The following is a 7,390-nucleotide window of genomic DNA, read 5'->3' as shown; positions in this document are numbered from 1 at the left end:
AATTCATTAAGAATGAGCTTGTTGCCTATTGTGAAAAAGGGCAGTATATTTGCGACCAGGTTGGAAAGGGAGCAGAAAAATTGTAAATTTACTTACATTACTCTTTTTTGATCTGAAAAAAAGATTATTCGAAAGCTTATGAAAGGACCTTTATTTTATTCAAAAATTCTTCTTTTTGGAGAATATGGAATTATAAAAGATTCCAAAGGATTATCCATTCCTTATAATTTTTATAATGGAGCATTAAAAGTAGATGAAGATCCTTCTGAAGCAGCTATTGCTTCTAATAAAAGTTTACGCCGTTTTGCCGATTATCTTAACGAACTTCAGAAAAAGAGTCCAGAGCTTGTGCAATTTGATATTGCTGCTTTAAATGCAGATATTGAAAAAGGCATGTATTTTGATTCTACCATTCCGCAAGGGTATGGTGTGGGAAGTAGTGGTGCTTTAGTTGCTGCTATTTACGATAAATATGCAACCGGGAAAATTACTGTTTTAGAAAATCTTACCCGGGAGAAATTATTAAAGCTGAAAAAAGTTTTCGGAGAAATGGAATCTTTTTTCCACGGAAAATCTTCAGGTTTAGATCCGCTTAATAGTTATTTAAGTATACCAATTCTTATAAATTCTAAAGATAATATTGAGCCCGCCGGTATTCCATCTCAAACGGAAAATGGCCAGGGTGCTGTATTTTTATTAGACAGTGGAAGCACTGGTGAAACCGGCCCTATGGTTGGGATCTTTATGGAAAATATGAAACAGGAAGGTTTTCGTCAAATGCTTAAAGAACAATTTGTAAAACATACCGATGCCTGCGTAGACGATTTTCTTAAAGGAGACGTGAAATCCTTATTCAGTAATGTAAAAAGGCTTTCTCACGTTGTGCTGGACAATTTTAAACCAATGATTCCTGCCCAATTTCATAAACTATGGAAACACGGAATTGATACCAACGATTACTACCTGAAACTTTGTGGTTCTGGCGGTGGTGGCTATATTTTAGGCTTTACTGAAGATATTGAAAAAGCCAGAAAAGCTCTTAAAGATTACAAATTAGAAGTGGTTTATAACTTCTAAATTTCACCCTTCATGGCGTCCTCTTCTAATAAGCGCTTATTGCTGAAAATGCTTAGTTTGTTTTCGGTGGTTCGTGGTTATAATATTCTTGTGCTCATCGTAGCACAATATCTTACTTCGGCATTTATTTTAGCGCCAGAGCTGCCTTTACGTGAAATTCTTTTTGACGATAATTTATTTTTTCTCATCCTTTCTTCGGCAACGGTAATCGCTTCGGGATATATTATCAATAATTTCTACGATAGCGAAAAAGACCTTATTAACAGGCCTAAAAAAACAATGTTAGACCGGTTTGTAAGTCAGCGAACAAAACTTTCAGTCTATTTCATACTTAATTTGCTTGCTATTTTCTTCGCGAGTTATGTTTCATTTAGAGCAGTAGTTTTCTTTTCCATTTATATTTTTGCTATTTGGTTGTATTCCCATCGTTTAAAGCGAATATTATTTCTGGGGAATCTCGTGGCTTCCATTTTAACAATTACACCGTTTTTTGTGGTGTTTGTATATTATAAGAATTTTGAAACTGTAATTTTTATCCACGCGACTTTCCTTTATTTAATGATTGTGATGCGTGAATTAGTGAAAGATTTGGAAAATATGAAAGGCGATTTAATTCAAAATTACCAGACTATCCCGGTAGTTTATGGTGAGCGACTTAGTAAGCTATTTCTTTCAGTCTTATGTGTTTTGGCTATTGTTCCTATTTTGCTTTTAATCACGCGGTATGACACCGGCTATATGAATTACTATTTCTATGTATCGCTGCTGTTACTTGTGTTTTTCCTGTTGTTTCTTTATTTCAGCAAGGCAAAATGGCAATATTTATTGCTTCATAATATTCTTAAATTAATAATTGTAGTAGGTGTGTTCAGCATTCTACTTATAGATATTCAAGAAGTGCTCAACAGAGTATTCTAATCATTTTATTCAAAAATTTATATGAAAAAAGATCATAGCTATTTTCTGAAAAGAGCTATTCAATTAGCCGAAGAAGGAATGGATAAAGGCCAGGGCGGTCCTTTTGGAGCTGTAATTGTAAAAGATGACGAAATTATAGCTGAAGCTAACAATAAAGTTACAGCCAGTAACGATCCCACAGCGCATGCAGAAGTTGTTGCCATAAGAAGAGCCTGTGAAAAATTGCAGGATTTTCAATTAGAAAATTGTATTTTATATACTTCCTGCGAGCCCTGCCCCATGTGTTTGGGAGCAATTTACTGGGCGCGCCCTAAAAAAGTTTATTACGCGCTAACCAGAGAAGATGCAGCTAAAATAGGTTTTGACGACCAGTTTATTTACGATGAAATTGCACTGAAAATGGACGATCGTAAAGTTCCTTTTGAAAATTTAATGCGGGAAGAAGGACTTCCGGTTTTTCAGAAGTGGGAAGCTAAAGGAGATCGGGTAGATTATTAAATAACTGGTTTTTTATTCAAAATATGGTGTAAAATCTTTAGGCGAAATAGAATGCCACTATAAATCAATAGAGTACCTTTGCAAAAAATTAGCGATATGAGTAGAAACGATAAATCTAAAGGTGGAAAAGTTAGCGGAAGACAGGGAGGTGGAAACTCTAAAAAGTCTATGGCCCGCGGCAATGCGCCTATAAAAAAGCAGCAGTCCGCTCCTAAAACCCCTTCCAAAACCGATGGAATTCGTTTAAATAAATATATTGCAAACGCCGGAATTTGTTCCCGCCGTGATGCCGATATCTTTATTTCTGCCGGAAATGTAACCGTTAATGGTAAAGTGGTGACCGAAATGGGCTTTAAAGTAGCCCCAACCGATGAGGTGAAATTTGATGGAAGAGGCGTAAATCCAGATAAGCCTGAATATTTTGTTCTTAATAAACCAAAAGGGGTTTATGTTACCGGTAGTACCGAAAAAGGAGGAAAAACCGTAATGGATATTATGGCTAAAGCTACCAAAGCAAAGCTAGATCCCGTTGGGAAATTAGATACCCAGGCCATGGGACTATTGGTTTTTACTAACGATGGTACTTTGGCTAAAAGACTTGGTAAGCCAAGAAATGGAATTAGACAAATTTACCAGGTAAATCTAACCAAACCACTTTCTGTAGAACACTTAGAGAAAATTAGGAACGGTGTGATCCTGGAAGATGGGAAAGTAAACATTCAGGATATTAGTTATATTGCTGAGAGACCAAAGAACGAAGTTGGGATAGAAACCAACAGTACAAAAAACCATATTATTCAGCGACTTTTTAAAAGTCAGGGTTATGAAGTAGAAAAACTGGATCGTGTAGTTTTTGGCGGACTTACAAAAAAGGACCTTCCAAGAGGCCGATTTAGAAGGCTTGCAGATCAGGAAGTTATAAATTTGGGAATGCTTTAAAAAAAGTGATTCCGTATTAAGTTTTTTAATATTTTTGAACCGGATTAGGATTTTCCTTTTCCGGTTTTTTATTTAAAAACTTTAATGCATACAATTAATTGACAGGATTTTATAACCTAAACAAATGTGAGCGCTCTCCGCTCTTTAATTTTATTTTTTCTGAAACCCTTTCAGGCTTCAAATCAATTAATTCAACTCACTTTCTTAACATTAATTTACCAGTCGTTTCTTTTGATGCGAAAAATTAATGCCTAAATTTTTACCTTTAATATATAAACCAATCAATTGAATACGAAATACAGCGATTTAATAGACCAGACTTATTATTTTCCACAGGAAGAATTCACTCTGGAAGGCACCGAATTAAAATTCCATAACATAGACTTAATGGAGCTTGTAAAGCAATATGGCGCTCCATTAAAATTCACTTATTTACCCAAAATTTCAGAAAATATTGGTCGGGCCAAAAAGTGGTTTGCAGATGCTATGGCAAAACATGATTATAAAGGAAGCTATAATTATTGTTATTGTACCAAGAGTTCACACTTTCAGCACGTTTTGAACGAAGCTTTAAAAAATGATATCCATATTGAAACCTCTTCGGCTTTTGATATTAATATTGTAGAGCAGCTTAAAAAATCGGGTAAAATTACCAACGATACTTACGTGCTATGTAATGGCTTTAAACGCGATCAATACGTAGAAAACATTTCCAGACTGTTAAATAGTGGTCATAAGAACTGTATTCCAATTATAGATAATTATGAAGAAATAGACCTTTTGTCTCAAAAGATTAACGGTAAATTTCCTATCGGAATCAGGATTGCTTCCGAAGAAGAACCAAAATTTGAGTTCTATACTTCCAGGTTAGGAATAGGTTATAAGAATATTGTACCTTTTTATAATAAGCAGATAAAGGAAAACGACCAGGTTTCTCTAAAAATGCTTCATTTTTTTATTAATACGGGTATTCGTGATACAGCCTATTATTGGAACGAGTTACAGAAATGTTTACGCGTTTATGTGAACCTGAAAAAAGTTTGTCCAGAGCTGGACAGCCTAAATATTGGTGGAGGGTTCCCGGTTAAAAATTCCCTGCATTTCGAGTATGATTACGCCTATATGGTGGACGAGATTATTAATCAAATCAAATTATATTGCGAGGAAGCTGAAGTTGATGTTCCTAATATTTTTACCGAATTTGGAAGTTTTACCGTAGGAGAAAGCGGCGGTGCTATTTACGAGATTTTGTACCAAAAACAACAAAACGATCGTGAGAAATGGAATATGATCAATTCTTCATTTATCACCACGCTACCAGATACCTGGGCAATAAGTAAGAAATTTGTGATGTTGCCGGTAAACCGTTGGAATGATGAATATGAACGTGTTTTACTTGGTGGATTAACTTGCGATAGTGACGATTATTATAATTCAGAGCAGAACGTAAACGCCATTTATCTTCCTAAGTATAAAAAGGATAAACCGCTTTATATCGGCTTTTTTAATACTGGGGCTTACCAGGAAACTATTGGAGGTCACGGGGGCTTGCACCACTGTTTAATACCGCAGCCAAAACATCTTCTTATCGATAAAGACGAAGATGGAAATATAAAGACCAGTTTATTTAGCCCTGAACAAAATGCCGAGGATATGCTTAAAATTCTGGGTTATAATGGAAGCAATTAATTTTTTATAAATTTATATAACCAACAACAACCAATTTAGCATTACAATGAGTAAAAAGAATTACGCCGGAATACCAGATAAATACTCGCGAATAGACGACGCGAAAGTGGTATTAATACCGGTGCCGTACGATGGAACCAGTAGCTGGCAAAAAGGAGCAGATAAGGGCCCTGACGCATTTTTAGAAGCTTCAGAGAATATGGAACTTTATGATATTGAAACAAAATCTGAAGTCTATAAAAAAGGCATTTATCTAGCACCTGCAGTAACCGAAGATTCTTCACCCGAAAAAATGGTAGATACCGTATATAAAACGGTAAAAAACTACATAAAGCAGGAGAAGTTTGTTACTATTTTTGGAGGAGAACATTCAGTGTCTATCGGGACTATTAGAGCTTTTAATGAAAGTTTTGAAGATCTTACCGTGGTGCAATTAGATGCCCATGCCGATCTTAGACCAGAATATGAAGGTTCTACTTGTAATCACGCCTGCGCATTGCACGAGGCTAGTAAAAAGACAAATTTATTGCAAGTTGGAATTCGTTCTATGGATGTTTCTGAAGTAGAGCATATGGATGAAAACCAGGTGTATTTTGCTCACGATCTTTATGAAGACTGGCAGGATGATGCTATTGGACAAATGACGCCAAATGTATTTATTACTATAGATTTAGATGCATTTGATCCTTCTATTTTACCCTCTACCGGAACGCCGGAGCCAGGAGGCCTTTTCTGGTACGAGACGCTGGAATTCCTAAAAATGATGTTTAAAAAGAAAAATGTTGTAGGTTTTGATATTGTAGAACTTTGCCCAAATGAGAATGAAAAATCATCAGACTTTCTAGCGGCAAAACTTTACTATAAAATGTTGAGCTACAAATTTAAATACCAAAATTATAACGAAGAAGACGAAGATGAGTAAAGGAGCGATTTCCCAATTTATAGAAAAATATTATTTACATTTTAATTCTGCAGCACTTGTAGATGCTGCAAAAGATTACGAAAAACAGCTGGAAGGCGGCTCAAAAATGTTGGTTTCGCTAGCAGGAGCTATGAGTACAGCAGAACTCGGTAAAATTTTTGCCGAAATGATTCGCAAAGATAAGGTGCATATTGTTTCCTGTACCGGTGCAAACCTTGAAGAAGATGTAATGAATTTGGTGGCTCATTCTCATTATAAAAGAGTACCACATTATCGTGATTTAACCGCTCAGGATGAATGGGATTTACTTGAAAAAGGCCTTAATAGGGTGACCGATACCTGTATTCCGGAAGAAGAAGCTTTTAGAAGAATTCAGAAGCATATTGTAAAGATTTGGAAAGATGCTGAAGCTAACGGAGAACGTTATTTTCCGCATGAATTCCTTTATAAATTATTACTTTCCGGGGTTTTGGAAGAGCATTACGAAATAGATCTTAAAGATTCGTGGATGTATGCCGCAGCCGAAAAGAATTTACCAATGGTTGTTCCCGGTTGGGAAGATAGTACGCTTGGTAATATTTTTGCTTCTTATGTGCTAAAAGGTGAATTAAAAGCCAGCACCATGAAATCTGGAATTGAGTATATGACTTTTCTTGCCGATTGGTATACCAATAATTCTAAGGATGGAATTGGTTTCTTCCAAATTGGTGGTGGTATTGCCGGCGATTTCCCAATTTGCGTGGTGCCAATGTTGTATCAGGATATGGAAAGAACCGACACTCCTTTTTGGAGCTATTTCTGCCAAATTTCAGATTCAACTACCAGTTACGGTTCTTATTCGGGCGCTGTTCCTAACGAGAAAATTACCTGGGGAAAACTGGATATAAACACTCCAAAACATATTATAGAAAGTGATGCAACCATTGTTGCGCCCTTAATCTTTGCTTATTTGTTAGATATGTAATTAACAAATTATTATTAGACTTTAAAGCTGTTCAGAAATGCATTTAATGTATTATTGAACAGCTTTTTTTGTGCCATTTTTTAGTTAAGTTGAGATGAAGATATGAGTAGTAGTTGGATAGTATATGCCATTGGTTTTTTAGCCCAGCTTTTATTTTCTGCAAGGTTAATAATGCAGTGGATAAAATCTGAAAAAAACAAAAAAATTGAAACACCAACGCTATTTTGGAAGCTTAGCCTGCAGGGCGCTGTTTTACTTTTTATCTACGGGTATCTTCGAGACGATATGGCTATTATGCTAGGACAGTTCCTGGTGTATGGCGGTTATTTTAGAAACCTTCAGTTACAGGGTAAATGGGGAGAATCTGGCATAATGTTCAAGGT

At 35.8% G+C, this 7,390-nt stretch carries 8 protein-coding genes; all 8 read left to right on the top strand.

Annotated elements, in window-relative coordinates; all coding sequences use genetic code 11:
• Positions 1-138: 138 nt before the first annotated feature.
• Positions 139-1,077: a mevalonate kinase gene (locus tag AACZ30_RS11955; RefSeq protein ID WP_339649578.1), complete on the top strand. Its 939-nt coding sequence runs from the start codon at positions 139-141 to the stop codon at positions 1,075-1,077.
• Positions 1,078-1,089: 12 nt separating this feature from the next.
• The gene (locus AACZ30_RS11950) at positions 1,090-1,995 is read left to right on the top strand and encodes a geranylgeranylglycerol-phosphate geranylgeranyltransferase (protein WP_208224247.1); all 906 of its coding nucleotides are present in this window, start codon (positions 1,090-1,092) and stop codon (positions 1,993-1,995) included.
• A 21-nt stretch (positions 1,996-2,016) separates the two neighbouring features.
• Positions 2,017-2,493, top strand: a complete 477-nt coding sequence (locus AACZ30_RS11945) for a nucleoside deaminase (protein WP_339649576.1) — start codon at positions 2,017-2,019, stop codon at positions 2,491-2,493.
• Between the two features lie 96 nt (positions 2,494-2,589).
• Positions 2,590-3,432 carry a pseudouridine synthase gene (locus AACZ30_RS11940; protein ID WP_339649575.1) on the top strand — a complete coding sequence of 281 codons (843 nt, stop codon included), beginning with the start codon at positions 2,590-2,592 and terminating at the stop codon, positions 3,430-3,432.
• A gap of 285 nt (positions 3,433-3,717) precedes the next feature.
• Positions 3,718-5,121: an arginine decarboxylase gene (locus AACZ30_RS11935; protein ID WP_339649574.1), complete on the top strand. Its 1,404-nt coding sequence runs from the start codon at positions 3,718-3,720 to the stop codon at positions 5,119-5,121.
• Between the two features lie 46 nt (positions 5,122-5,167).
• A complete protein-coding gene (gene speB, locus AACZ30_RS11930; protein WP_075325710.1) occupies positions 5,168-6,043 on the top strand; it encodes an agmatinase in 876 nt (291 codons plus the stop codon).
• Complete coding sequence (locus tag AACZ30_RS11925; protein ID WP_339649570.1) at positions 6,036-7,007, top strand: deoxyhypusine synthase family protein; 972 nt, start codon at positions 6,036-6,038, stop codon at positions 7,005-7,007. The genes speB and AACZ30_RS11925 overlap by 8 nt, the downstream gene beginning before the upstream one ends.
• A gap of 102 nt (positions 7,008-7,109) precedes the next feature.
• On the top strand, positions 7,110-7,390 hold a 281-nt coding region (locus tag AACZ30_RS11920; RefSeq protein ID WP_339649568.1), incomplete at its 3' end, for a lipid-A-disaccharide synthase N-terminal domain-containing protein.

The sequence above is a fragment of the uncultured Salegentibacter sp. genome (assembly GCF_963972535.1).
Taxonomy (GTDB): Bacteria; Bacteroidota; Bacteroidia; order Flavobacteriales; family Flavobacteriaceae; genus Salegentibacter.
The sequence above is the reverse complement of the archived record's forward strand: the minus strand, read 5'-3'. Positions and strand labels throughout refer to the sequence as shown.

Coding starts and splice junctions, on each gene's coding strand:
- speB (WP_075325710.1), top strand. CDS start 5,168: ATGAGTAAAAAGAATTACGCCGGAATACCAGATAAATACTCGCGAATA.
- AACZ30_RS11955 (WP_339649578.1), top strand. CDS start 139: ATGAAAGGACCTTTATTTTATTCAAAAATTCTTCTTTTTGGAGAATAT.
- AACZ30_RS11925 (WP_339649570.1), top strand. CDS start 6,036: ATGAGTAAAGGAGCGATTTCCCAATTTATAGAAAAATATTATTTACAT.
- AACZ30_RS11940 (WP_339649575.1), top strand. CDS start 2,590: ATGAGTAGAAACGATAAATCTAAAGGTGGAAAAGTTAGCGGAAGACAG.
- AACZ30_RS11945 (WP_339649576.1), top strand. CDS start 2,017: ATGAAAAAAGATCATAGCTATTTTCTGAAAAGAGCTATTCAATTAGCC.
- AACZ30_RS11950 (WP_208224247.1), top strand. CDS start 1,090: ATGGCGTCCTCTTCTAATAAGCGCTTATTGCTGAAAATGCTTAGTTTG.